This window comes from Ruminococcus sp. 5_1_39BFAA (assembly GCF_964240875.1).
GTDB lineage: Bacteria > Bacillota > Clostridia > Lachnospirales > Lachnospiraceae > Blautia_A.
Window position 1 is genome coordinate 23,160 of the sequence record NZ_CAXSVO010000002.1, and the last position, 25,168, is coordinate 48,327.

The following is a 25,168-nucleotide window of genomic DNA, read 5'->3' on the forward strand; positions in this document are numbered from 1 at the left end:
AATGTAAAGTGAGTGAGCAGCGGCGAAAAGAGGAGGTGTGTGGTGTGAAGATAAGGCGCAAGAGCGGAATGCAGATTGCATTGCTTTTACTTCCGGGGATTTTGATATTCGGCGTTTTTACCCTCTATCCTATTGCAAAGCTTTTTGTCATGAGTTTCTTTAAATGGGACTTTGGCTCCATTCTGGAGCAGGAATTTATTGGGTTGGAAAACTATAAGGACGTGTTTCAGGATCCATATTTCCATACGGTTTTTATGAATTCGATCGTTTATACGCTGATCACCGTACCGGCTCAGATGGTGTTGGGACTTCTGGTGGCGCTGTTTATTCATTCGGTGAGCCATTGCCGGATCTTCTTCCGGGTCAGCTATTATCTGCCTGTGATCACAAGCTGGGTCATCGCCTCGCTGGTATTCAAATATGTTTTTAACACAGAAGGTATGCTGAACTATTTTCTGGTAAATGTTTTGGGTATCGTAAAACAGAATATCCGGTGGCTGGATACAAGATGGGGCGGGATGACCATTGCCATGCTGCTGGGAATCTGGAAAGGGATCGGATGGAATATGGTGGTCTTTCTGGCTGCACTGCAGACGGTTCCACAGGAGCTGTATGAATCGGCAGCTCTGGACGGCGCGGGGAGTATCCGAAAGTTTTTTTCCGTGACCCTTCCCTGTATCAGAGGAACCGTGCTGTTTGCGCTGGTTATGCTGACGATCGGAGGCTTTAATGTATTTACATCCATCAAAATGATCACGGACGGCGCGCCGGGACATCAGACAGATTCCATACTTACCTGGATGTATTACAAGGCATTCAGCACTGGCAAGTTCGGTTATTCGGCAGCACTTTCCTTTATTACGGCATTGGTGCTTGCATTGCTTGCGGTCGTGCAGTTCCGCCTCATGGAAAATAAGGAGGGAGGACAGTGAGATTAAAGAAAAGAAATATGACGCAGCTTTTGCTATATGTATTGCTGGTCAGCGGATTGGTTATCGTTGTTCTTCCCATGATCTATATGGTCAGCACTTCGCTGAAGCCAAACGGGGCATTGTATGAGTTTCCGCCCAGATTTTTTCCGGCGTTGGAAGAGCTTACTCTGGAAAATTACGTGTACGTGCTGAATCAGGGAAAGTTTTACATTAATTTCCTCAACAGTGTGATCGTTTCTGTGATAACCGTTGCCATAGCAGCGGCAGTGGCATCAGCGCTTGGATTTTGTATTGCGCGGTTCCGGTTTCCGGGAAGGAATTTTATCTTTGTATTTATCATGCTGACTATGATCATTCCGGGAACCACGCTGATCGTACCGCAGTATGAGCTGGCTGTGAAGCTGAAGCTGATCAATAATTTATGGGGGCTTATCCCGTTTTATGTGGCGTGGGTCATTCCATATTCTACCTTTATGATCAAAGGCTTTGTGGAAAACATACCAAGAGAGCTGGACGAGGCGATCTACATGGATGGGGGAAGCGTGTTTACCGTATACTGCCATGTGGCGCTTCCGCTTTCAAAATCCGGGATCGCGTCCGTGTCCATATTTAATTTTTTGACAGCCTGGGAGGAGTTTCCGTGGGCAAATACAGTGATCAATGACAACTTAAAAAGAACATTGCCAATTGCTATTTCCGGTTTTTTCGGACAGCATCAGTTCACACAGTGGGGCTATGTATTTGCATTGTCGGTATTGAGCCTGATACCCGTATTGCTGGTGTTTATTTTCTGCCAGAAGTTCTTCGTGGCGGGCTTGACAACAGGAAGTGTGAAGGGGTGAGATTGGCTTTGCCGTTTTCTTAAAATGAAACAGGTATCTTCGCAGAGAGGGTGCCTGTTTTTTATATGCTTTGTATTTCCGTATGCCGCTTATCTTTTAAATCTGTAGCCATCCGTTATCTTCCTGAAATTCCTGGCAAGTGTTGATTATATGGCGGAAGATGATTGAAAATCTTATTGCAAATGTCAAAAGACTTTATTAATATGAGATCAGGTACTTTTATCCACTTTAACAATGCGATTTTCCAGTTCAGGGAAGGAGAGTTTGTATGAACACTATTTTTAAGAATCATAGTAAAGTACTTTTTCAGGGGGATTCCATTACTGATTGGGGGCGGATCGGCGGGCTGCTGACCGACATGATCCCAAACGGAGGTGAACTGGGGCAGGGTTATGTTTCGCGTGCAGTTCAGGTATACAGGCTTCTTTTTCCGCAAAATGAAGTTACTTTTATAAATCGAGGAATATCAGGAAACCGCGTTATAGATCTGTTGAGTCGATATGAAGAGGATTTTGAGCAGATTGAGCCGGATTACCTGTCTGTTATGATTGGCATCAACGATACCTGGAGACGTTATGATTCCGGAGATCCGACTTCGGCAGAAGAGTTCGAAACCAATTACCGCCTTTTGTTGGAACGGTTCAAAAGCTCATGTCCGCAGGCAAAGATTATGCTTATCGAGCCGTTTTTATTGTCTACAGATCCGGAAAAGGAGAGTTTCTGGGAGGATTTAAATCCAAAGATCCGGATTACCAGGAAGCTTGCGGAAGAATATGCCGATGTGTATCTGCCTATGAATGGGATTTTTTCTAATTATCTGATTCAAGGTATGAAACCTGCGGAAATCAGCGAAGATGGCGTACATCTGACAGACATCGGAAATGCCATTTTAGCCAAAGAATATCTGGCTGCCTGGGCGAAAATTTAAATGTTCCCTAAAAGATTTTCAGAAATTAACATAAAATGCAATACAGGAGAGAAGTCATGAGTAAGTTTGATTTTGAGAGAATTCCTGATCGAAGAAATACGGATTCTGTTAAGTGGAATATGATACCGGAGGATGTGATCCCCATGTGGGTGGCTGATATGGATATTTGTGCTGCTCCGGTCATTGCAGAGGCGGTGGCAGACAGGGCCGCCCATTTATACTTCGGATATCCGAATACAGAAGAGAATCTGAAAGAGCTGATCGCGGCGCATTATAGGAAGGTGTATCAGGTGGATGTGCCTACAGAGTGGATCGTGCTTGTTCCATCGGTAATTCCTGGACTTGTGAATGCCCTGCAGATGATGGGTGGGGCTTTTATGTATTTTTGTCCCATGTATGATCATATCCGTAATCTTTATAAAGAAGCAAAGCTTCCGGTTATTGAAGTTCCGTTAAGGCAGGATGAAAATTTCCGTTTCTCTATGGATATCGCCGGCATGGAAGCAGCGCTGACACCGGAAGTGACCTGTGTCGTTCTCTGTAATCCTCATAATCCGGTAGGACGAGTTTATGATCTGGAAGAATTGGAGGCTCTTCAGGAGTTTTGTGAAAAAAATCATTTACTTTTGATCAGTGATGAGATTCATTGCGAGCTGGCTTTGGATAAAGGACATATACCATATTTTTCTGTAAACGAAAAAGCGGCGGATTATAGTGTGACATTATCCAGCGCAGGAAAAATATGTAACATTCCAGGGCTTCCATTGGAATTTGCGATCATACCAAATAAAGAGCTTCGCGGCAGATTTGCTGTCCGGCTGGATGGATTGCTTCCATGCGGCAATGTTTTGACGCTGGCAGCCTATGAGAAGGCTTATGATGGGAGCTGCGATGAATGGAAAAATGCTCTTCGTGAGCATCTGAGGGCAAACAGAGATTATACGGAGGAAAGGATAGCAAAAATTCCAGAGCTTCGTATGACGCATAATGAAGGAACCTACCTTTCCTGGATCGATTGTTCTGCGCTGCGACTTCCAAATCCGGCTGAATATTTTCTGAAAGAAGCAAAGGTAAAGGTTTCTGATGGAACGATTTATGGGAATACCCAGTGTGTACGTTTGAATTTTGGCTGTCCAAAAGCGCAATTGGAAGAGGCATTGGACAGACTGGAATCGTCTATTAGAAAACTTTATGCTCAAACTCTTAGAGAATGAAATCAGTTTTGTCATTCTGCATACGTTGAAGAGGGTGAAATTCGGGAGGTGATGTATGCTTCATTTAACAGACGATGTGCCTATATGGTCGGATTCCTATAAAGTAATTACGAGAGAACAGCTTAATATTCCGGGGCTTCACATGATGGGGTATGCTAATTTTCAGTCTGCAAGCGAGATATTAGACACCCATTTCCATACAAATCTGGAATTTGTAATAATCATAAATGGAAAGCAGAAATATGTTGTGGGCGGAAAGCGCTATGAATTATATGGAAATGAGATTTTTGCCACATATCCATATGAACAGCATGGAAACGGAGAAGTATCTCAGGATATCTGTGAGTTTATATGGTTTCAGATCGATTTGTCTTCGTCCCAGAATTTTCTTGGCTTGACGCCACCGCGCAGCGAATATTTATTTCGGCAGATGCTGAACTATGACCAGCGGACAAAAAAAGCAAATATGAAGGATATCCCATTGCTGCAGAAGGCATTTTATTTGCTGAGCTCTCAGGAGCTTTCCAGGCAGACGTTGGGTTATAGTCATTTCCTGGAATTTATTGTGAAAGACATTTGTACACCGGATATTGAACTGAAAAGAGACATATACAGTGAGGATATACAAAATGCGATTACTTATATTCATGAAAATCTGCTGAATAATCTGAATATCGATATGATCGCAGGACAATGCGGACTTTCCACATCAAGGTTTAAGGCAAAATTTAAAGAGCAGTTGGGTATTACGCCTCACGCATATATAAATTGGCTAAAGATTGATTCCGCAAAGATATATCTGAAAGACATGAACAGGTCTGTCACAGAGATTGCCTATCTGCTGAATTTTTCTTCCAGCAACCATTTTGCATCGGTGTTTAAAAAATACACCGGATATACACCCTCCGACTTCCGTCATAAAAGGTTTGCCAGCATTTACTGAAAATAGCTGATGGATAAAAATGTCAAATGTACAAAAAAGTACTGAGGATTATTGTGCATGAATCGTACTTTTCTGTATTGTATAATTTGGTTATAAAGAAAAGGGACAGGAAAAGTATTCGCCACTATTTACGTAAATAATGAAAAAAGAAAAAATGTGCCTTTAATATGCAGAAAAATACTAAATTATATCAGGATAGGAGGAAAATACACATGAAAAAGTTTGCGGTATTATTATTCATGGCAACGATGATCTGTGGACATACTGTATATGCAGGTGAAGGAGAGGCAGTTAATATTCGTATCCTCACCTACGAGACAAGCCGTGAGGCGGTAGAGGAAGCTGTGGAAGCATTTATGGAGCAAAATGAAGGGATTCAGGTGGAGGTTGTAGCAGCGACGGATTTCACCGCAATGAACCAGAATGCAATTGCGGCCCATCAGGCGAACGATGATTATGATGTTTTGTTCGTAAATCATGTTGATACCCTTGCCTATGTGAAAGGCGGAGTTATTGGCTCGCTTCAGGAGTATATTGACAGAGATGGTATTGATTACAGCGAAATCCTCTTTGAATCATTGCTTGAGCAGGGGATATCTGATGGAGAGACATATGCACTGCCGGCAAATACAGGCACCAGGGTAATGGCTGTAAATAAAGATCTTTTTGATAAATATGGGGTGGATATTCCGGAGACTCAGGAAGAAATGCTGGAAGCAGCGAAGGCTTTAACGGTAGACGGCAATTATGGATATGTGAGTCCATTGTGCGAAAATTGTTATTCACCTACTTATGAGCAAGGTATGTATCTGACTAGCAACGGCGGCAGACTATATACAATTGAAGATGGAAAAGCAGTTGCTCAGATTGATACACAGGAAATGAGAGATTTTCTGAACTTTATTGTAGAACTGCAGCCCTACATGCCGAAATCCAGTTTAACGATGACAGGGGATGATGCGAGAAAAGCATTTGCTTCCGGAAATATTGCAATGTATAAATATGGTAACTGGGAATTAGAGCAGATGCCGGAAACAGACTTTGAAATGGAATTGACGCTGGTTCCTGCCGGAACAGAAGGTAGAATTTCAACGGGTGGCGGATTCCAGCTTGGTATGGGCGGCGGAACAGAGCATCCGGATGAAGCCTGGGAATTGATCAAATATCTCACAACCACAGAAGAAGCTATGGCAAAAATGGCGGGTGCTGATTTACCAGTAATGGAGGCATGTTTTGAAACAGAGCCATATAATGATCCCAAATATGATATTTTCAGGGAACAGTTGAAGAATGCTTATCTGACAGGAATTCCTGTACCAAATATGAATAAAGTCAGCGAAGAATTCTTTAAATACTGGAATGACCTGCTTTATGGAAAAATCACAGTTGATGAAATGTGCGAAGAAGCTCAGGTTAGCGTACAGAAGCTTTTGGATGAAAATTATGAGTAAATGGAAGTATTTTTTGGAGCCGCCCGCCTTTCGGCGGCTCCATTTGTATCTTCAGATCTAAATGCGGAGGAATGGATATTGAATGGGTTTCGGAAAAGAAGAGAAAAGTTTGCATTGGCATTGGTTTTGCCGGGAATGATACTACTGTTGATCGTGGTATTTTTGCCGTTTTTGCAAAATATTTATTATAGTTTTACGGATTACTCCCTTATAAACGTAGAAGAAAAGATTGTTGGTCTGAAAAATTATATTGATATATTAAATGGCGATGAATTTACAGGCGCACTGGTAAAGAGTTTGATATATGTGACACTTGTGATCAGCCTGATTGCCATTATCGGAATAGGTGCCGCTTTTATACAGAATTCAAAAAGCATCAAAGGGGTTACGTTTCTGCAGATATTCCTGCTGCTGCCCTGGGTCATGCCGGAGGTTATTACCGGATATACGTGGAAGCTTCTGCTAAACTATGAGACTGGCCCGTATTATAAATTGCTGGAGGCATTGCACGTAATAGAAAAAGGAGACGATATCTTTGCAGACCCGGCAATGGCTTTGCTTGCAGTGGTTATGGCGAATGTTTGGAGAGGCTTTCCGGTGGTAGCCATTACGGTTTATGCAAAGCTGCAGTCACTGCAGAAAGAGCAGATCGAAGCGGCTGTTATTGATGGGGCAAATAGGTTTCAGGTATTTCAATCAATTGAAATGCCGCATATAGCGAATTCTGTAATATCTGTGCTGACACTTTGTTTTATCTGGACCTTCAATTCATTTGGTCTGGTAAACGTCATGACCGGAGGCGGACCTGCCGGAGCTACGGAAACATTACCTGTATTCCTGCAGAGAAAAGCGTTTAAATTCTTTGACTTTGCCAATGCGTCAGCCTTTGCTGTACTGATGATATTGGTATTGGCGGCTGTCATTGTTTTGCTGCAGGGAATACCGGCATTATCAAAAAAGCTGAAAAATAAACAATAGGAGGAAAAAATATGTACAGGCGCTATGAAAAAAAGAGTTATACAATTTTTAAATATGTACTGTATATCGGACTGCTGGCGTTTTTGATTTTCCCTCTCTATTGGATTGTGACGACAGCATTCAGAACAGATCAAGAAATTGTTAAAAGTACAATGTCAATAATCCCTAAGACTTTTACGTTAGAGCATTTCAGGGATGCTATCGAAGACGTGGATATTCTTAAGTGTCTGAAAAACAGCCTGGTGATTACCTTTATCACTGAGCTGATCAGTCTCAGTACAGGATTCCTGATGGCATATGCTTTTTCCAGAATCCGATTTAGGGGAAAGAAGCTTTTAAATACCATGATTCTGTTTACACAGTTTATTCCTACTGTGGCATATATTATTCCGCTTTATCTGATCATGAGCAAAATGCGGCTTTTAAATACGTATCCCTCTTTGTGGATCACGTATCTTGGGGGAGCATTTCCTGTGGCTATGGTATTGCTGAGAAATTATGTGTCGGATGTCCCGGAGTCGCTTGAGGATGCAGCACGTATAGACGGATGTTCTCAGTTAAAGGTAATGACCTATATTACGATTCCTTTGACAATACCGGGAATAGTTTCAACAGCAATATATGTATTTATTTCCATATGGCAAGAATATCTGATAGCCGTATCCTTTATTTCTAATGCAAAAATGTATACGGTATCCATGGCATTGACCAGATTCCAGGGACCTTATGGAACAGATTGGGGCGGCATTATGGCAGGCGCGATTATTATTTCCGTTCCAGCCATTGCGCTGTTTCTGAGCTGCAGGAAGATGTTTACCAACAACTTGGTGGGCGGAGTAAAGGGTTAAGAAAATGTAAAAAGAGGAGAAAAACATAATGACATCCAGAAAATTAGTGTACAAAACATTAGAATTTGAGAATAAAGACGGACGGGTACCAAGGCAAATGTGGCTGCTTCCATGGGCAGAAACGAATCATGGTTCTATGGTGGAGAAAATTCGCAGAGAATTCGCAGCGGATATTGTTTCCGCGCCCAACATTCTTCGTAAGGAGACGATCGCAAAGGGGAATCAGTACGGCATTGGTGAATATATTGACGAATGGGGATGCAAATTTGACAATATTCATGAGGGTATTATCGGAGAGGTAAAAGAACCATTGGTAAAGGATGAAGAATGGACGGACATGGATCATGTACATATTCCCGTAGAATGGCTGGATTTTGATGTGGATGCAGTAAACAGATATTGCCGCAGTACAGATAAGTTTGTTGTATCAGGATGCTGTCCGCGTCCTTTTGAGCAGATGCAGTTTATCCGCACCACAGAAGAGTTATATGTGGATTTGTTTGAGCCGCCTGCAAATATGATAAAATTTATGAATAAAATGCACACGTTTTACTGTGATCTGCTGGAAAAATGGGCAAAAACAGATGTGGATGCACTGACTTTTATGGATGACTGGGGCAGCCAAAAAAGCCTTTTGATCAGTCCGCTGAAATGGGATGAGTATTTCAGACCAATGTATAAGGACTATATCTCCATTGCAAAAAAATACGGCAAAAAAACAATTATGCACTCGGATGGAAATACCCTTGATATTTATCCAAGAATGATCGAGCTTGGACTGGATGCTTTTAATACACAGATTTTCTGCATTGGATTGGAAAATCTGGAACCGTTTAAAGGTCAGATTACATTTTGGGGAGAGATAGACCGTCAGCATCTTTTGCCGGAAGGGAGCCCCCAGGACATAAAGGCAGCTGTAAAAGAGGTGTATCAGAAGCTGTGGTTCGATGGAGGATGTATTGCGCAGTGTGAATTCGGTCCGGGAGCAAAGCCGGAGAACGTTTATGCGGTATTTGAAGCGTGGGATTCCGTGATAGAATAGGGAGACTGGAAATGGAGCATAGTACAGACCATAAAAATATAGATTTATATGATTTTCAGCTTGATGTGATCAATAAAAGGGCGCAGGGAAGAATTCTCTGGCAGCCAAGGATTGGGTGCTGGTTTGAGGACAAAGAGTTTGCGAAGGAAGAACTGCCCGGTGTTTTTAAAGGTATGAGTCTGGTGGAAGTATATAAAGAACTGGGCTGCTCAAACCGTATTTATGAGTATAACGATTGCTTTCAGGCAGTTGATGACAGCAGTATTGTGCGGAAAGAGATAAAGCACTCAGAATTAGAAACGGAATATATCATAGAAACACCTGTAGGAGCTATCAATTGTATTATAATGGGAAATACGTCTAATTCCGGCACTTTTCCCAAAAAATGGTGGGTGGAAGATGAGGACGATCTATCCGTTATGTCTTATGTTCTTGCCCATCAAACCTGGGTATGGAGAGAAGATATTTATCAGAAGATATATGAAAAATGGGGGCGGATCGGAGCGCCTGCGATCTTCATGCCGAGGGTAAATATCCAATACCTGTATCTTGACATTATGGGAGTTGAAAATGCGGTATATATGCTGTCGGATTATCAGGAAGAGGTTGAGGCATTTTTTGAAGTGCTGGAAAAGAACCAGGAGCAGATGATTGAAGTCATTAATCAGTCTCCAATCCAAATGATTGATTTTGGAGATAATCTTCATTGCGGAATGCTTCCTCCATGTTACGTTGAGGAATATATTATACCTGCGTATCAGAGAAGATGCGATCTTCTGCACAAGGCTGGAAAGTTTGTTTATTCCCACTGGGACGGAAATACTAAAACGATCCTTAAATATGCGAGACAGACCGGACTGGATGGGATTGAAGCGATTACTCCCAAACCACAGGGAGATGTTACATTGAAAGAAGTAAAAGAAGCGCTGGGTGATATGTGGCTGATTGACGGAATAGCTGCAATTTTATTTGATGAGCGTTATACGGTTGAAGAATTAAAGGAACAGGTAAAAGAATGTATTGAATTATTTGCGCCAAATCTGATACTTGGAATTTCCGATGAACTTTCTTCCACAGGAGATATCGAGCGTGTTAGAATGGTAGGAGAAATGGTTGATGAGTACAACAGAAATATAATTTAGTATACAGGGAGGAACGGATCGTGTTTTTTACGCTTGATAAATTTCAGAGACGTGTAGAGGAATTGAAAGAACGCAGATATGTGGAACGGCGCTGCATAGCTCCATTTGTTTCTATGGAAGGGACTTTGGACAAGAACGAGAGCTATCATGAGCTTCCTGAAAAAATCGAAGGCGGAACCTTTGATATCCATGATTTTTTTGTGGGCAGGGACAGATATCTGTGGCTGGAAAAAGAAGTTCGGCTGCCGGAGGCAAAGGAAGGCTGTGATGTAGTCGGCCTGTTTGATTTTGGGGAAACGGGCGGAGGTAATAACAGAGGGTTTGAGTCTCTGCTTTATGTGGACGGGCATCCTTTTCAGGGAGTTGATACGAACCATCAGGAAGTGATTTTTTCCGGGCAGGAAGGAAAACAGGCAAAGCTGACCTTCCTTTTATGGACCGGACTGGAAGGAGGCGGAAAGCACCGTACCTTTTATCATCAATGCAAAAAGGCAGAGGTAGCATATCTTCATAAAAAGACGGATGAATTATACTATTTTTCAAAGGCGATCACAGAAACGCTGATGCTTCTTCCAAAAGAGGAGCCACATTATGAAGATCTGAAAGCGGCATTAGACCGGGCATTAAACTGTATTAACTGGGATGAAGAATATTTCCTGGAAAGTGCGGAGAGAGCACACGGTGTCCTGATGACAGAGCTGGAAGGTCTGGAGAAAAATACGGAAGTAACAGTAAATATGGTTGGACATACGCACATCGACGTGGCATGGCTGTGGAGACTGAAGCACACCAGAGAAAAGGCGCAGAGGTCATTCTCCACAGTGCTGCGCCTGATGGAACGGTACGATGAGTACATTTTCCTGCAAACACAGCCGCAGCTATATAAATATATAAAAGAAGACTGCCCGGAGCTTTATGAGAAAATCCGTCAGAAAGTGGCAGATGGCAAGTGGGAAGCTGACGGCGGTATGTGGGTAGAGGCAGACTGCAATCTGGTTTCCGGGGAATCCCTGGTGCGCCAGTTCCTTTACGGTACGGGGTTCATGAAAAAAGAGTTTGGAAAGAAATGCGAATATCTGTGGCTGCCGGATGTGTTCGGGTATAGCTGGGCTCTGCCCCAGATTTTAAAACAGTGCGAGATCGATACTTTTATGACAACAAAGATCAGTTGGAACCAGTATAATTCCATTCCGGATGATCTGTTCAAGTGGAGAGGGATTGATGGGACTGAGATTTTGACCTATTTTGTTGACACTCCGGACGCAGACCATGATCTGGATGTACGTTTTTCTACTTATAATGGTGTGGCGGCGCCGCATGCTGTACTTGGAAGCTGGAAAAAGTTCAAGAATAAGGAGCTGAGCAAGGATACTCTGATTTCTTACGGTTATGGAGATGGCGGCGGTGGGGTCAACAGAGATATGCTTGAGATGCGCCGCGCTATGGATGCAATACCCGGACTGCCTCATGTAAAAACATCCACAGCAGGGGAGTTTTTCCGGAAAATCCACAAGCAGGTGGAGAATACGGACCGTTATGTACATACCTGGGATGGGGAATTGTATCTGGAATATCACAGGGGAACCTACACAACCCAGGGATATAACAAGAAAACAAACCGTTATCTGGAAAATGCACTGGCACAGGTGGAATGGCTGTCTTCGATTAATTATATATTGGGAAATGATTATGCGTGGAAAGAGCTTCATGATAGCTGGGAATGTGTTTTGCTCCATCAGTTCCATGATATTATCCCTGGTTCCTCCATACGTGAGGTATATGAGGATTCCCATGTAAATTATGGGGCGGCAGAAACGCGGATGCTGGGAGTAAAGGAACGGGTTTTGGCAGAAATGACAGAGCTTTTGGAGCATCGCTACAGCGTGTATTCCACAAACAGCTTTGGAGGAAAAGAGCTGGTGTGGATAACGGAAAAAGAGCAGGGCATTTTTGTGGACAGTGACGGAAATTCATTGGAAAGTCAGAGATACGAAAATGGATATGAGGTGCTTGTTGAAGTAAAACCTTTTGGGATCCAGGAGATTGTCTTTCTGCCAGGCGGACATGATGAGGAAGGGGACACTTTTATCTGCGGAGAATGCAGCGTAGAATCGCCATATTATATCATAGAATGGAACCAGCAGGGGCAGCTTGTACAGTTATATGATAAAAAAGCAAAACGCCAGGTCCTAAAAGAAGGACAGGCAGGAAATGTTCTGGAGATTTATGAGGACAAGCCAGTCAATTATGATGCCTGGGATATAGATATTTTTTACACGCAGAAAAAAGAAGTAATCTGTGCAAGTGAAAAGCCGGAAATCACTGTATGCGGCGGACTGAAGGCCGTGGTACAATTCAAATATCAGTACCATAAATCCAGTATCGTTCAAGATATGGTGTTATACAGGGATTCCAGAAGAATTGATTTTGAGACAAAAGTAGACTGGCAGGAGTCATACCGTTTGTTAAAGACAGCATTTTACACAGATATCCGTTCCACAAAAGCTGCGTATGACATACAGTTTGGACATGTGGAGCGGCCTACACACTGGAATAATAGCTGGGATTGGGCGCGGTTTGAGGTGTGCGGACATAAATGGGCGGATCTGTCTGAGACAGGGTACGGCGTCAGTCTGTTAAATGACTGCAAATATGGGTACAGCATCAAAGATCATGCAATGAAGCTGAGTTTATTGAAAAGCCCGAAGGCACCGGATACGGATGCAGATATGGGACTTCATGAATTTGTATATGCCCTTTACCCACATGAGGGAAGTCTGATTGAGGGAGGAACCCTGCGGGCTGCAAGCCAATTGAATCTGCGTGCGCAGGCAGTGCCGGGAATATTCGAAGATAAACGAAGGGTTGCGGTGATCGACGGCGATGGGGTTCAATTGGATCTCGTGAAAAAGGCGGAAGAAGAAAACTGCCTTATTGTGAGGTTACATGAGTGTTTCGGCGGAAGGCATACGATTACGATGCGGTCAGAGTTTCCGGTGAAACGGATTGTTCCCTGCAATTTATTGGAGCACAACTGCGGGAATCCGGCTGAGGGCGCTGAGATAGAATTTGCCATAAAGCCATTTGAGATTAAGACGTTCAAGCTATATATGGAAGACGGCAGATTTCCGCAATAAATTTGAGAGATGATCCAAAGACCTGGGGGCAGCCTCAGGTCTTTTTGGAAGTTCTTACAATTCAGGTTGCTTTGCTACAAAGTTTTTAATTTTTGCTGTAAGTCATGGATTAATTTATCCTTATCATCAAGGGCCTTTTTCTGAGCATCAATGGTGTCTTTCTGAGCGTCAATGGTGTCTTTCTGAACGTCGATGGTGCCCTTCTGAGCGTCAATGGTGTCTTTCTGAGCATCGATGGTGCCCTTTTGAGCATCAATGGTATCCTGCATCTCATCGATCATAAGCTGAACCGTATTTTTGTCTAATTCCTGCAATTCCTTTGAAAACATATCCATCACCCTTTCAATATTCTGGCATATATCATACAGGTGCCTGTACATGGCTTTAAAATCCGGGTGGTAATGGATCAACTCCAAAATTGTTTCCGGGTCGTCCATACTCAGGAATGCAAGCCATGCGTCCAAATCGTTTGTGATATGTTTATTGTGCAGATTCTTGCGGAAAATGTCAAGGGGAATAAAGACGAAGTTCTGAAGTAGTTCAAGTTTTAGGCCAGTATCGGTTCTTTGACTGGAATTGTGCAGGTATATATTGGGGAAAGCGCGAAATTCCTTCGGACTTTTTTCGAAAAAAACAATTGTGTAGACAGGTTTTACATCCTTGTAAGAAAAGCGCTTCTGGTTTTCTTTCTTTTTCTGACGTGCGGCTTTGTATTGACGCAGCAGCAGATCGGCAGAATAGCAGGCGCTGCGCTGGCCAGGGAAAAGGTAGCCGATTTTTTGTACCTCTACATTGACGATGCTGCCGTCCTCCAGTTTCACCACAATATCCATGATGACCAGGGATGCCTCATCTCCCAGCCGGGTATTGTCAACGGGGAGGACCTGTAGTATTTTCACATCCTTTTTCAGAATTAAGGAAAGCAGCCTGTTCATCCGCTCCGGTACTGTTTCCGGGTTCATGATTTCTTTGAAAAAGGAATCATAGAGCAGCTTCACGCCGCTGGCACCCGTGACGAAATTCAGAAAATATTCCTGTTGTTGGTTCGACCACTCTTTAAAAGTTTTCATTAAATTTGGATCATTCCGGATTTCCTCCATCACTTCCTGACGGTTTTTTATCATTGGAAATACCTGTTGTAGTTTGTTCTGCATACGAATCCTCCTGACTTAAATGTTTTGCATGGATATTTGCTCCGAATCGGAGCGGGAAATGAGATGCTTAAAGATAAAGAGAGAAGCGAATCCTTCTCTTGTAGATTTTTGGTAAATCTATGGTAACACAGCACAAAGAAAAGGTAAAGAAAAATCATTCGACAAATTTCTACATATGTCCCGGAAATAGCGATATGGCCATATTGAAAAGTCGGAAATATTAAAGTACAATATCTGGTGAATGAAGCTTATTATATTATGCCGGAGTGAAAAGGAGATGGGATAATGAAATTTAAAATGATTCATGAAAACTATAACGTACTTGACCTGCAGCGTTCGCTGGAGTTTTATGAAAAGGCGCTGGGATTAAAGGAACTGCGGAGAAAAGAGGCTGGAGACGGTTCCTTCATTATTGTATATGTGGGAAATGATACAACGGATTTTGAGTTGGAACTTACCTGGCTGAAGGATCGTACGGAAGCCTATAATCTGGGAGACGAGGAATTTCATCTTGCTTTTGAGGCGGAGGATTTCGATGCGGCATATCGTCTTCACAAAGAGATGGATTGCATTTGCTTTGAAAATAAGGAGATGGGAATCTATTTTATTCAGGATCCGGATGGCTACTGGCTGGAAATCGTGCCAGCAAAATAGGCAGGGATTGCACTGCAGCGGAAAGGCTGCCGCACCAATGCTTGAATGCTCAAGCTTAGTGCGGCAGCCTCTGCTTTACTCAGACAGCTCCTCATCCTCTTCAACAGTTATTTCCGCATCATCGATATCCTCATCCAGCGTAATCTCATCCTCCGGGATCATGTCCTCGTCAGAATCCTCCTCGGAGATGTCGATTTCATCCATATCCTCGTCTACAACCATTTCATCGTCTATATCAGAATAATACTCATCGTAATATTCATCCTCGGAGACCTCGGTAATCTTGGCATTATCAAGGAGGAACTGCAGAACCTTGGATGTGAGAAGGTCTTCCTCTATGGTTTCCCTTGGATAATCGGTCTCAAAATCCTCCGGTGAATCGTAACCGTATTCATCAACCAGGCTGGCAAGATATTCGTCATATTCGTCGTCAGTAACTTCCAGCTTTTCCTGCTCGGCAATGGCGGTAATTACCATTTTTTCGTAGACCATTTCTTCAACAGTTGCTTTTGTTTCCTCTTCGCTTGACTCAAAATCTGAAACATCCATACCGAACATTTCCGCATACATGGCATTCATTTCATCATAGGATGCCTTGCATTCATCATAAAGCTCATCGGGATATCCGCTGAAATCCGTATCTGCTACAACCTGGGCAAGCGCGTCGGCAGCAGCGGTTTCCAGATTGGAGTTTTCTGTCTCTTCCAGCAGCGTATTTCTAAGGTCTTCCTCATATTCTTCTACAGTAGAAAAATCAGAGATCGTTGCTACAAATTCATCATTGTATTCCGGAAGAATATCTTCATAAATAGAATTCAGGGTGACGGAGAATACGGCTTCTTTGCCGCCAAGCTCCTCGTCATAATCTTCGGGAAAGGTAATGGGAATGTCTTTTTGTTCGCCGGTTTCCATGCCAACAATTGCATTTTCCAGGTCTTCAAGGAAATATCCATCCCCAAGGTAGATATCATAGTCCTCTCCTGAACCGCCCTCAAACTCTTCACCGTCAATAGTTCCGGTAAAATCGATATTTACCATGTCGCCGTTTTCGCAGGCTCTGTCGGTGATTTCATTCTGCTCAGAATTCTCATCCAGTGCGGCGTCAACCTGGTCCTGGACATCCTCATCGGTAATCTCTGTTTTGATCTTTGTGATCTCCACACCCTTATAATCGCCCAGCTTCATGTACTTGTCATATGTGCCGGAGGAAGAATCTCCGCAGGCGGACAGGATGCCGGCTGTTAATATGGTAATGGTTATGATTGCTGATTTTCTTTTCATAAAGTAATCCTTTCTTAATTCCCAATTAAACAGATAAGGGAATTTTACTACAAAAATGTGAAGGGGATGTGAAAATCAGGGTAGATTTTTTTCACCCTTTTCTGTATCATAAGAATAAAAGGAGGAGATGTCATGAAGAAAAAGAAAAGCTTATTTGCATTACTCGTGGCTCTTTGTATGGTTCTGGGCATGACGGTACCGGCATTTGCAGCAACAAAAGCATCCGTGAAGCTGAGCAAGTCCAAAGTGTCCATCACAGTGGGAAATTCTACAACCCTTACAGCGAAGGTAACAGGAAAAAACAAGAAGGTAACCTGGAAGAGCAGTAAGCCCTCGGTTGCTTCCGTCAGCAGCAAGGGAAAGGTTACCGGGAAAAAAGCCGGTACGGCAGTCATCACAGCGAAGGCCAATGGCAAAACAGCCAAATGTACTGTAACGGTTAAAAAGAAAACCATCAGCTATGTAAAGCAAGGGGAATATTCCAAGATCAATGCAGCGCCCAGACCGGGAAGTATAGGCGCAGGGGATTTTGTGACAGTTCAAAAGCTTTCCGGAGGAAAGATCAAATTTGTGGCAGAGCACTATGGCGTAAATGGTTCGCCTATCTATCAGACAAATGTGATCACAGCAAAGCTTAGCGGCAATAAGGTTTCAAAATTTTCCTGGAAGGATACCTGGGGAAATTCCGGTACAGGTTCCCTGGTTTTTGGAAAAAATAAGGTTACATTAAAAATGAAGACAACTGTTCTTTCAAAGTGGAACCGTTGGGGATGGCAGAAGTCCCTGACACTGCCCTTTGAAAAGAGCATGACAACTGCAGTTGTAAGCAGCTATCTGAAAAAGATCGGATAATGGGAACAGCCGTCTCTGTGAAGGTTCACAGAGGCGGCTGGACTTGTTATATAATTGGTTTTGGGTAATTTATTTCATGGTTGTCAGAGTAACCGCGGTTTTTCCTGTCATACCGTAAGCTGCAGGCTCCGTTTCCTCTGTAATCCAGAAGACTGGCTCAAAGCCTCTTACTACGTTGCAAAGGCTGCTGGTGACGCGGACAGAAATCGTATTTTCACCGGGAACTACCGCATCGGAAAGATCAGCCTCAGCAGTATCCATGTCAACAGAAACCTTCTGGTCATTTACAGTGATCATGGCTGTTCCGTAGTTAAAGCTGTCTGCCTTAAACATTACCTTACCGGTTTCCGTGTCAAAGTCATCCGGAAGAGTAAAGGTAGTGGTATATGTACCTACACCGGATACGCTGTCGCCGACAGCTTCCAGATCTTTCCATGGAACAAGCTCTGTCAGTTCGCCTGCATCGATCTCTTCGTGGTTGGTTTCATAGGTTACCTCTGTGGTGGAAACGTCGGTCTCCTCGTTGTCCTCAGTACGTTCTACTTTGTCTCCAGGTGTATAGGAATCTACCGTCAGATTCCAGCCTGTGAGCTCGATCTCACTGCTTTCAGAAGCAATCTCTTCTGAAACTGCCTCCTCTGCGGGACTCAGAATATACATTGCCACTTCACCAGGTTCCAGAGTAACGTTCAGGACTGTTTTTTCGCCTTCACAGGAAGCATCAGTAACTTTTGTAACTTCTCCGGACCATGTATCCAGAATGTACGGCTGATAGGTTCCCTCTACCGCAATCTGTCCGGAATATGCTTCCTCATCCTCATACATATAGTGATATACATAAAGGTAGGTGGCATCATCTGCTTTTCTCATAGTAGTCAGGAGCTTATGATTGGACTCAACATTTTCGGCTCTCGGTGTAACGCCAAGTTCTGCAAGGGCATTTAATGCTTCCTCACAGGAATCCACAGTTTTCACATTGTCAAGGGCTTTAATCTCTTCTACGACCGCTGCAAGCTCCTCGTCAAGTCCATCGTTGCATCCTGTGGTGGAAGCTGCGATGGTATTTACCTTATCTACGCCGGAATTGTTGGGGTGCTCTACCACGTTGTTTACAAACAGAACAGGAAGACCGTTTTCTGCCGCTTCTTTCAGCTTGTTTGCCGCCTCCAGAGGAAGCTCGTCCTCCATAACGACTACAGCTTTATAGGCAACGCCATCGGAATTGATCATGCCGTCTGCTGCATTGACTTCATCATCCATAAAGGTATAGGAGGAGAAGTAATCGTAGGTATAGCCCTTATCCTGCAGGCCCAGATCTGTCCAGTAATAAGCTCTGTCATTGTGAAGCGCATTGTTGTAAACGCCTGAACTGGAAACACTTGTGAGAAGATTATTCAGGTAATAATCGGTACGGATCATCGCGATATCGACCTGCGGAACACCTTCCTCCAGAGCCTTCTGGATACGGCTTAAATGTGTATTTACATCCGGATAATCGATGGATGCCGGCTGGCGTTTGTTAAAACGTTCTGCAATCAGGTTGGTCATACCTTCATAGCCGGGCCATGAAACAGACTCTTCCGGACCATAAGGGGAGGAATAACCGTGCGTTACGGTTTTCTGGATCCCCGCTGCATACTGTGTATAGAAGATCTGACGGTAATATCCGTTGTTCCACAGATAGTTTGTCATAATGGAAGCTCCGGATTCAGAGGAAAGCCGCTTGTCGTAAACATGGGCAGCACCTGTGAAATTACGGTAAGCATCTACGTCTGCCGCAAATTCAAAGGATTCTGTCTCCAGATAATCGACAGAGGAGACTGTCTGAGAAACCTCAAAGGTTTTGCCGTAGGAATTCTCTGCGCGAAGCTTCATTCCCTTTTCATTCAGCCAGTTATGGAGAACATCCAGGCAGTTTTCCTGATACAGCTCGGTTTCTGTCTGGAAGAAGTCATTTCTCAGATAATTCATATTGATCTCTTCGGTATCTGTGAAATCATAAACATAGGTCAGATACTGTCCCATTCCCTTTAAAGTATCCGGTGTTTCGCGGATCAGAAGGGGGAGATATTTTTCCAGCTCATAGCCTCTGCGGTTTTTAAACTGATCCAGCATGTCGGTACACCAGAGCTGTTTGGTAGAGTTTTCACCCTCTGTCATCAATTCCAGGGAGTCCATATACAGATCCGCCTCATCGATCTCGCTGATCAGCTCCATAACATCATCGGTCAGAACGTTTTCATCCCAATATGCCATCAGAGCATTTGCGCCTGCCGGGTCGAAATAGTTGATGGTATATCCGTAACCGGTATTCGCTGCGGCATAGCATTCGCTGGTTCCATACTGATAGAAGGCGAATAGGGTGTAGTCGCTGTCATCCTCCGCAGTAAATTCAATGCTGTAGCTGCCGTCATCATTCTGGGCTGCCAGATCCGTGATCACTTTCATGGAATCGGTATTGATCACAGTCTTTACGCCGGGATCGGTGACTTCGCCGCTTTCTTCGTCAACTGTTGCGGGAATCCCCCAGTCCTCAACTTTGGCTGCAACCACAGCGACCAGGCTCTGCTGTGTAGCGGTTCCGGGAAGCACACACTGGGGAAGCTCTCCGCTGTAGGAGGTATTTTCTCCTTCCTTCTTCTCCAGATTTACGGTGGTGTAGCCAAGCTCCTGGGAGGCCTCCTGCTGGTCCGGAGTAATGGTAGGCAGGTTTGCGGTTGCCCAGTAGGTTCCGCCGGTCATGCTCACGCTCATTCCATATTTCCGGCATTCCTCGATAATGACCTTTGTATCATGGATCCATTCCGGAGAACCCCAGCCATAGGTTGCATCATCCAGAATCTCAGCCTCACTGGTGAGAGTTACGAATTCTACACCGCCAAAGCCTGCATCGTAAAGCTCTTTTACGGATTCTTTCAGCGTTTCGTCTGTGTGGGAGCCCTCTGCCAGCCACCATCTTGCGTAAGGGCGATTGGCCATTTCCGGCTCTGCAAATTTTGTTTCCATGGAAGCTGCAAAGTCATCTCCGGCAGCCCATGTGCTTACAGGTGCGGCTGCTGTGATTCCGAGAACCGCGGTAAGCATAAGAGCAAGAAACTGTTTCCTTTTCATTGGTATAATCCTCCTTTTGGTTTAGTTATCATGTAGTTATATTTTATAAAAGCGTTTTTGGGAAAAAAATAAGAGAAATCTTTTATTTTGTACGATTTTCTTTTATTGAGTTGCACGGCGGCAGATTTCTGGTGTATAGTGATCATATGGAAATGCAGAGAAAGTCGGGGAGAAATGAATGAAAAAGATCAAAACCCTGTTGGTGGATGATGACTATCTGGTGCTGCAGGATCTGAAAAAAATCGTGGACTGGAATGCAATGGGGTTTCAGCTTACAGATACTGCGGCCAATGGAAAGAGCGCGCTGGAAATTGCAGAAAAGGAAATGCCGGATCTGATCGTATCGGATATCTCCATGCCTGTGATGGATGGTTTTGATTTTATAGAAGCATTAAAAAAAGTAAATCCCCGGATTTATATTATTTTTATTTCCTCATATGCAAGCTTTGAGTATGCCAGACGTGCCCTTCAGAATCATATACACAGCTATATCCTGAAAAATGAAATGACGGCGGGATCGCTTACAAAGGAGCTGATCCAGGCAAAAAATCACATTCTCCGGAATGAAGTTCTCCAGAAGGAACAATTGGAGACAGAGCTGAAAACATTCTTTGAACCAGAGAATGGAAAGACAGACCTGGCTGGGGAGATTTTCCGCCGGAAATTTGTTTTCTTTTTTATGGCGCCGCATGTGCCTTTGGAAAAGCTGAAGCCGCATTTTCAGTACATCTCAGATGCGGGAAAGCTTTTATATAAAAAGATTGGGACAAAGATACGTGAAATTTATCCGGATGCATACTTGTTTTATCAGGAGGAGTTTGTGATCGCCGCCATACCCTGGGAATGTTTTGGAAAACCATTTTCCCGTACTGGTATTTCAAAAGCATACAGGGGGCTGCAGAAAAAAATCGGGAGATTTCAGGAGGAAAATATACAGATTTATACAATTTCTGCAAAAATGACAGCAGCGGATGGCAGAAATGCGTTTTATCATTTATTGCCTTACTTCCATTTTTTTAATTCCTTTCCGGCATATTCGCAGTGGGATATGTCTCCGTTTATGGAGAGATCCTTTGCAGGGATCGGACAGGGATTCCATTATGAATGTCTGAAGAAGTCCATTGACCATCCGGAGGTTTTTTCCGGGGAATTGAAGGAGTATACGGATCTGCTTTTTGGAGCAATGGATGGAGATGGAGTGTTCATGCTCTATCATAATCTGATCCTTCAACTGGAGGAGTTGTCCGGGCATATGGTTCCTATAACTGAAAAAAATCTGTTTTCGGATCAGGCGGAGCTGATTGCTTTCTTTGAAAATGTTTACAGCGAAATCCGGCAGTATCTGAGCAGAAAAGGAAATGCGGGATATGCGCCGTGGCTTGCAGGAGCCATAGACTATATGAAAAATAACTATGCGGACAGCAGCCTGACAGTTGAACAGATCGCAGAAACTGCAGGGCTTAGCGTAAGCCGTTTCAGCGTGCTGTTTCGCCAGGAGACCGGTCAGACGGTGAATGACTATCTGACGGAGATTCGGATTTCCCAGGCGGTTTTTCTTCTGGAAAACAGCAATTGCAAAATATATGAGATTGCGGAAAAGGTAGGTTATAAATCTTCGCAGTATTTCAGTCAGATATTCAGTCAGAAGACAGGCTATAAGCCGCTGCATTTCAGGAAGAAAAGGCCATAAAATCATTGGGAGGCGGTATGTTTCAAGCACATTCAAAATTGAGCCGGAAAATTTTAAAAAGATTTCTATTTACCTATACCGTGATCTTCTGCGTCTTGTCCATATTGATCCTCGCAGGGGCGGGACTGTTCTTTTTATATAACACGGGAAAATCCATTTCGGCGAAAATATCTCTGATCACGGATATATGGGATGAATACGAGACCACCAGGCAGGAACAGATATATGCGCTTCTGTCCTCCAATGAACTGACCAGCCGCCTGCGGGCGTATTATTTTGCTCCTTCTGCGAAAACCAGAGAGCAGGTGAACCTTTATCTGGCCAATTTTCAGACATCTGATGCGGGAATACAGTATTTGCTTATGGAAGATGAGGAAGGAAATATTTTCCATTCCTTAAATTCATCCACATCAGAAATTCAGGAGCTTTTAAGAAGCAGCTACGGATATGAAAAAACAAAGGAAACGGGCGGAGCTTATATTTCACCACTCCAGGAGGGAACGATAGAAAAAATCCCGTCTGTATATTCCTGCTATACGGACAGTCAGATCATATATGGACATATGTTTATGGTCTGTTCGTGCTGTGATGCGCGGGGATTGTCAAGAAATATAAAAAATGCAGGAATGGGACTGGACTTCATACAGATATATAACACATATGGCGATGAGCTTTACAGGAATTCCCAATCGGAAAATAATGCTTTTTCCGCTGTTGAGGAGAATGAAAATGGGATATTGGGCTGCATTTTTACGAAAAACGGGATCGCCGGGATAAACGGAAGCTACAATACGCTTAGTTATACCATCGGAATGATCACTTATGCCAGCCTGTTAAAAGAATTTTCCCTGCTTTTTATCTGTCTGTTGGGAATTTATTTTGTCCCTATTATACTTGCGCTTTTATATATCATTCCTTCCAATGATAAAATGTTGGCGCCGATCGGAAAACTCAGTACGCGGGTTCAGTCATTTTCTCTGGGGATGCAGCCGGAGCCGGTCTATGATTCTGATGACGAGATCGGGGAACTGAGCCGTTCTTTTTATGAAATGGCAGTAAACATTAACCGGCAGTCAGATGAGCTTTCGGAGAAAGAGCGGGAAAAGGCGATAACTTATTATAAGCTGCTGACAACGCAGACGGATCCACATTTTATTTACAATACGATGAACATTATAAACATCCTGGCAAGGCAGGGGGCATATGAGGATATTATAAAGGTGAATACAGCTTTGACAAAGGTTTTGAGGGAGCGGTTAAATACGCAGAATACAACCTTTGAGGAAGTGGGACGGGAAATAGAAGCTCTAAAGCAATATCAGCTGATCATGGATTACCGCTATCATAATCAGGTTACGGTTGAATATGATATTGACGAAGCGGTTCTGCAAAAGAAAATACCCAAAAATATTCTTCAGCCGCTGGTGGAGAACGCCTATTATCATGGACTGTCCACAGATACAGGCGAGATTCAGGGGAATATTGTTATTTTGATCTATGCCCTGGAAGAGGAGCTTGTACTGGAAGTCAGCGACAGTGGAAGAGGATTTTCAGCAGAAAAGCTGAAAGAAATACGGGATAATCTTGTTTACGGGACCTTTCATAAGGAGAAAGAGGCACATATCGGCCTGGAAAATATCTATCGCCGTATTTCTTATCTTTATGGTGAGCACTTTTCAATGGATATTCAGAGCGAGGAGGGTCATGGTGCCACGATTGTACTGACGTTTCCGCTGGATTCAGACAGTTGAAGCATACGGTTATCATTGATGATCTGCTGAAAGGCTTCCTCATCCAGAGAAGGATTATTCCATTTAAAAAGGGTGTTTTCCACAAAATCATCAGAAAAGAATAAAAGGGAGCGGTCCTCAATGACAGGGGAAAGCTCCCTTGCTTGTTCTTCGGAAGTGATCAGGACGCCTTCTATATAGTGGCTCGTGCTTCTTTCTTCCAGGGGAAAGCCTTTCAGGGTATTGATCATTTTTATTGCAAGATAATAGGGGTCCATAGAAAGCTGCATCGTCCCATAGGCACTTTTCAAAATACCAGTCTGAAAATCCTCTGTAAGATGACCGGAAAAATCGAAAGCAATCAGGCTGATGCGGCTGGTGCTCCGTACTGCCTGGATCGTTTTCAGGAGATATTCGGAACCGCCTACTGTCTTCGTACCCACAAGAAAAATACAGTCCAGATCAGGATAAGCCTGTATAATGCTTTGGGTATTTTCTTCTATGTCGGAAAAGGAACGCATATTTCTGGCTTCCGCAACGATTTCTGCATCAGGATATTCCATGAGGGCTTTTTGAAAGCCTTCTTCCCGCTGGCGGCAGGTATTATCTGATCTGGACTCAGAGAGAAGGGCGAATTTGCGGTAGCCCTTTTCAAGGACGGATTTAGCCAGCTCATATGCACCCTGTTCCTCATTTTCGTAGGTGTTTCCAATATAGTAGGGGGAGGCTTTGCAGAAAGCTTCAATGTCTTTATCCAGAATGCTTCGCATGTAAATTCCCCAGTAAATCTTCTCTTCTTCACACATGCGGCAGATCGCTGGCAGCAGCCGGTCTGTAGTAGGGGCAAATAAAATGCCGTCTACATTTTTCTCAATAAGATTTTCTACATTGTAAATGGACTGTTCATTGGAGGTTCCGGAATTTGCTCCGTCCGTTCTTACAATTTCAATATTAGCCAGCGTTTCCAGATGCTTAAGGTTTTCATTTAATATATGAAAGGAAGTATTGTAGTCCGATTCGCCCAATTCCAGACCGATGCGAAGCGGGGCGTCTGTTTTGGAAGAGGCAAAGCTGTTTGTGGGGGGAAAGCAGACACCTGTTATCAATAAAATGATCCATGTAAATAAAATGCTTTTTTTCATGTTTTCCGTATCCTTGCACTTTTGGTTTTTCTATATTATAGCTTAGTTTTGGACAAGTGACAATTCTAAACTAATGCCGGACATGGTGCTTTGTGCA

19 protein-coding genes are annotated in these 25,168 nt (G+C 43.5%); 15 read left to right on the plus strand and 4 right to left on the minus strand.

The features are described 5' to 3' along the window. Window positions 1–44 precede the first annotated feature (44 nt). From ACESZH_RS02715 to ACESZH_RS02765, 11 genes are all read left to right on the plus strand, one after another. Window positions 45–932, plus strand: a complete 888-nt coding sequence (locus ACESZH_RS02715; protein ID WP_373212740.1) for a carbohydrate ABC transporter permease — start codon at window positions 45–47, stop codon at window positions 930–932. Further along, the gene (locus ACESZH_RS02720) at window positions 929–1,774 is read left to right on the plus strand and encodes a carbohydrate ABC transporter permease (protein WP_373212737.1); all 846 of its coding nucleotides are present in this window, start codon (window positions 929–931) and stop codon (window positions 1,772–1,774) included. The genes ACESZH_RS02715 and ACESZH_RS02720 overlap by 4 nt, the downstream gene beginning before the upstream one ends. A gap of 268 nt (window positions 1,775–2,042) precedes the next feature. Then, window positions 2,043–2,702, plus strand: a complete 660-nt coding sequence (locus tag ACESZH_RS02725; protein ID WP_373212735.1) for an SGNH/GDSL hydrolase family protein — start codon at window positions 2,043–2,045, stop codon at window positions 2,700–2,702. Window positions 2,703–2,758: 56 nt separating this feature from the next. Continuing rightward, on the plus strand, window positions 2,759–3,916 hold the full coding sequence (locus tag ACESZH_RS02730) for a MalY/PatB family protein (RefSeq protein ID WP_373212734.1): 1,158 nt from the start codon (window positions 2,759–2,761) through the stop codon (window positions 3,914–3,916). A gap of 55 nt (window positions 3,917–3,971) precedes the next feature. Continuing rightward, the gene (locus ACESZH_RS02735; protein WP_373212732.1) at window positions 3,972–4,859 is read left to right on the plus strand and encodes an AraC family transcriptional regulator; all 888 of its coding nucleotides are present in this window, start codon (window positions 3,972–3,974) and stop codon (window positions 4,857–4,859) included. A 212-nt stretch (window positions 4,860–5,071) separates the two neighbouring features. Further along, the gene (locus tag ACESZH_RS02740) at window positions 5,072–6,310 is read left to right on the plus strand and encodes an ABC transporter substrate-binding protein (protein WP_373212729.1); all 1,239 of its coding nucleotides are present in this window, start codon (window positions 5,072–5,074) and stop codon (window positions 6,308–6,310) included. Between the two features lie 78 nt (window positions 6,311–6,388). Then, window positions 6,389–7,288, plus strand: a complete 900-nt coding sequence (locus ACESZH_RS02745; protein WP_373212726.1) for a carbohydrate ABC transporter permease — start codon at window positions 6,389–6,391, stop codon at window positions 7,286–7,288. 11 nt (window positions 7,289–7,299) lie between these two features. Then, on the plus strand, window positions 7,300–8,136 hold the full coding sequence (locus ACESZH_RS02750; protein ID WP_373212724.1) for a carbohydrate ABC transporter permease: 837 nt from the start codon (window positions 7,300–7,302) through the stop codon (window positions 8,134–8,136). Window positions 8,137–8,164: 28 nt separating this feature from the next. Beyond that, complete coding sequence (locus ACESZH_RS02755) at window positions 8,165–9,178, plus strand: uroporphyrinogen decarboxylase family protein (protein ID WP_373212721.1); 1,014 nt, start codon at window positions 8,165–8,167, stop codon at window positions 9,176–9,178. Window positions 9,179–9,189: 11 nt separating this feature from the next. Beyond that, window positions 9,190–10,320: a uroporphyrinogen decarboxylase family protein gene (locus ACESZH_RS02760; RefSeq protein WP_373212719.1), complete on the plus strand. Its 1,131-nt coding sequence runs from the start codon at window positions 9,190–9,192 to the stop codon at window positions 10,318–10,320. A gap of 20 nt (window positions 10,321–10,340) precedes the next feature. Beyond that, window positions 10,341–13,457 carry an alpha-mannosidase gene (locus ACESZH_RS02765; RefSeq protein WP_373212717.1) on the plus strand — a complete coding sequence of 1,039 codons (3,117 nt, stop codon included), beginning with the start codon at window positions 10,341–10,343 and terminating at the stop codon, window positions 13,455–13,457. Window positions 13,458–13,531: 74 nt separating this feature from the next. Here ACESZH_RS02765 and ACESZH_RS02770 read toward each other — a convergent pair whose 3' ends face one another. Further along, window positions 13,532–14,611 (minus strand): PD-(D/E)XK nuclease family transposase, encoded by a 1,080-nt coding sequence (locus ACESZH_RS02770; protein WP_373212714.1) that lies wholly within the window; start codon window positions 14,609–14,611, stop codon window positions 13,532–13,534. Between the two features lie 285 nt (window positions 14,612–14,896). Between ACESZH_RS02770 and ACESZH_RS02775 the strand changes: the two genes are divergently transcribed. Continuing rightward, the gene (locus ACESZH_RS02775; protein ID WP_373212712.1) at window positions 14,897–15,265 is read left to right on the plus strand and encodes a VOC family protein; all 369 of its coding nucleotides are present in this window, start codon (window positions 14,897–14,899) and stop codon (window positions 15,263–15,265) included. A 75-nt stretch (window positions 15,266–15,340) separates the two neighbouring features. Here ACESZH_RS02775 and tig read toward each other — a convergent pair whose 3' ends face one another. Beyond that, window positions 15,341–16,546, minus strand: a complete 1,206-nt coding sequence (gene tig, locus ACESZH_RS02780; RefSeq protein ID WP_373212710.1) for a trigger factor — start codon at window positions 16,544–16,546, stop codon at window positions 15,341–15,343. A 132-nt stretch (window positions 16,547–16,678) separates the two neighbouring features. Here tig and ACESZH_RS02785 point away from each other — a divergent pair, with 132 nt between their 5' ends. Then, complete coding sequence (locus tag ACESZH_RS02785; RefSeq protein ID WP_373212707.1) at window positions 16,679–17,398, plus strand: Ig domain-containing protein; 720 nt, start codon at window positions 16,679–16,681, stop codon at window positions 17,396–17,398. A gap of 69 nt (window positions 17,399–17,467) precedes the next feature. Here ACESZH_RS02785 and ACESZH_RS02790 read toward each other — a convergent pair whose 3' ends face one another. Further along, window positions 17,468–20,509 (minus strand): glycosyl hydrolase, encoded by a 3,042-nt coding sequence (locus ACESZH_RS02790; RefSeq protein WP_373212705.1) that lies wholly within the window; start codon window positions 20,507–20,509, stop codon window positions 17,468–17,470. A 178-nt stretch (window positions 20,510–20,687) separates the two neighbouring features. Here ACESZH_RS02790 and ACESZH_RS02795 point away from each other — a divergent pair, with 178 nt between their 5' ends. Both ACESZH_RS02795 and ACESZH_RS02800 read left to right on the plus strand, forming a co-directional pair. Further along, on the plus strand, window positions 20,688–22,199 hold the full coding sequence (locus ACESZH_RS02795; RefSeq protein ID WP_373212704.1) for a response regulator: 1,512 nt from the start codon (window positions 20,688–20,690) through the stop codon (window positions 22,197–22,199). Window positions 22,200–22,216: 17 nt separating this feature from the next. Next, a complete protein-coding gene (locus ACESZH_RS02800) occupies window positions 22,217–23,950 on the plus strand; it encodes a sensor histidine kinase (protein ID WP_373212702.1) in 1,734 nt (577 codons plus the stop codon). On the opposite strand, the gene ACESZH_RS02805 is transcribed toward ACESZH_RS02800, so the two are convergent. Continuing rightward, window positions 23,902–25,071 carry a sugar ABC transporter substrate-binding protein gene (locus ACESZH_RS02805; RefSeq protein WP_373212699.1) on the minus strand — a complete coding sequence of 390 codons (1,170 nt, stop codon included), beginning with the start codon at window positions 25,069–25,071 and terminating at the stop codon, window positions 23,902–23,904. The two genes, ACESZH_RS02800 and ACESZH_RS02805, sit on opposite strands and share 49 nt — an antisense overlap. Between the last annotated feature and the right edge of the window lie 97 nt (window positions 25,072–25,168).

Bases quoted from the DNA above. Each gene is read 5' to 3' on its own strand.
- ACESZH_RS02725 (WP_373212735.1), top strand. From the start codon at position 2,043: ATGAACACTATTTTTAAGAATCATAGTAAAGTACTTTTTCAGGGGGAT.
- ACESZH_RS02805 (WP_373212699.1), bottom strand. From the start codon at position 25,071: ATGAAAAAAAGCATTTTATTTACATGGATCATTTTATTGATAACAGGT.
- ACESZH_RS02755 (WP_373212721.1), top strand. From the start codon at position 8,165: ATGACATCCAGAAAATTAGTGTACAAAACATTAGAATTTGAGAATAAA.
- ACESZH_RS02790 (WP_373212705.1), bottom strand. From the start codon at position 20,509: ATGAAAAGGAAACAGTTTCTTGCTCTTATGCTTACCGCGGTTCTCGGA.
- ACESZH_RS02735 (WP_373212732.1), top strand. From the start codon at position 3,972: ATGCTTCATTTAACAGACGATGTGCCTATATGGTCGGATTCCTATAAA.
- ACESZH_RS02785 (WP_373212707.1), top strand. From the start codon at position 16,679: ATGAAGAAAAAGAAAAGCTTATTTGCATTACTCGTGGCTCTTTGTATG.
- ACESZH_RS02760 (WP_373212719.1), top strand. From the start codon at position 9,190: ATGGAGCATAGTACAGACCATAAAAATATAGATTTATATGATTTTCAG.
- ACESZH_RS02795 (WP_373212704.1), top strand. From the start codon at position 20,688: ATGAAAAAGATCAAAACCCTGTTGGTGGATGATGACTATCTGGTGCTG.
- ACESZH_RS02750 (WP_373212724.1), top strand. From the start codon at position 7,300: ATGTACAGGCGCTATGAAAAAAAGAGTTATACAATTTTTAAATATGTA.
- ACESZH_RS02800 (WP_373212702.1), top strand. From the start codon at position 22,217: ATGTTTCAAGCACATTCAAAATTGAGCCGGAAAATTTTAAAAAGATTT.
- tig (WP_373212710.1), bottom strand. From the start codon at position 16,546: ATGAAAAGAAAATCAGCAATCATAACCATTACCATATTAACAGCCGGC.
- ACESZH_RS02730 (WP_373212734.1), top strand. From the start codon at position 2,759: ATGAGTAAGTTTGATTTTGAGAGAATTCCTGATCGAAGAAATACGGAT.
- ACESZH_RS02775 (WP_373212712.1), top strand. From the start codon at position 14,897: ATGAAATTTAAAATGATTCATGAAAACTATAACGTACTTGACCTGCAG.
- ACESZH_RS02740 (WP_373212729.1), top strand. From the start codon at position 5,072: ATGAAAAAGTTTGCGGTATTATTATTCATGGCAACGATGATCTGTGGA.
- ACESZH_RS02770 (WP_373212714.1), bottom strand. From the start codon at position 14,611: ATGCAGAACAAACTACAACAGGTATTTCCAATGATAAAAAACCGTCAG.